The 741-nt window shown below is 70.2% G+C and carries 2 protein-coding genes; both read right to left on the bottom strand.

Features of this window, described 5'->3' with window-relative positions:
• Nucleotides 1-29 precede the first annotated feature (29 nt).
• Nucleotides 30-290: a transposase gene (locus AP234_RS00115; protein ID WP_235557883.1), complete on the bottom strand. Its 261-nt coding sequence runs from the start codon at nt 288-290 to the stop codon at nt 30-32.
• Nucleotides 291-399: 109 nt separating this feature from the next.
• A partial coding sequence (locus tag AP234_RS00110; protein ID WP_160330344.1) for a helix-turn-helix domain-containing protein occupies nt 400-741 on the bottom strand: 342 nt, incomplete at its 5' end.

Below are 741 nucleotides of genomic sequence, written 5' to 3'. Positions count from 1 at the left end.
GGTTGAAGGCTGAGGTTCCAGTCCTGCGGCTACGGAGGCTCGAGCGCGAGGCCTGCCTGGGCGACGAAGCCGTCCAGGAGCGCGGGACGGTACTGCATGCGCTTGAGGTGGGACTTGACCAGAACGGTGAGCTGGTCGAGCCCGCGCGGGGCCAGATTGACCAGCTTGCCCTTCAAGTTGGCCCACACCCCTTCCGCCGGGTTGAGCTCGGGAGCGTAGGCGGGCAGGCGGAACGCGGTAAGCCAGTCGTGGGCGTCGATGAAGGTGCGCAGGTTGTCCCAGACCAGCACGATCGGCCCGCCGAGCAGGCGGTGGGCGGCCTTGAGCAGGGCCTGCAGGTCGGCGATCCGAAGTCCTTCTTCTCACCCGTGCGGCCCTGGTAGGCGATGGCACGGTAGATCAGCCGGCTCCGCCGGCCGGGCTTGACGCAGACCAGGCCGGCCAGAGACACCCGGCCGGAGCCCTTGCCGGTAGCGCAGTCACCCAGGTGGTGACCGCGTGCTCGTCGCGTTCGGCGGCCCGGCGCACGGGGTGCTGGGGCGACCAGCCGATGCGGTGCAGCAGGTAGGAGGTGCCGCGCAGGGTGTAGGAGACGCCGAACAGCTCCTTGATCACGGTGGTGATCCGGGCGAGGGTCCAGCGCTGGTCATCGGTCCAGCCGTGCGCGGCCAGGCCGGCGTCCAAGGCGGCCTCCAGCGCGGTGATCTGCTCATCGGACAGTCGGCAGGTCGAACCGCCGGG

This window comes from Sphaerimonospora mesophila (assembly GCF_001417795.1).
In the GTDB taxonomy this organism is placed as follows: Bacteria; Actinomycetota; Actinomycetes; order Streptosporangiales; family Streptosporangiaceae; genus Sphaerimonospora; species Sphaerimonospora mesophila.
The sequence above is the reverse complement of the archived record's forward strand: the minus strand, read 5'-3'. Positions and strand labels throughout refer to the sequence as shown.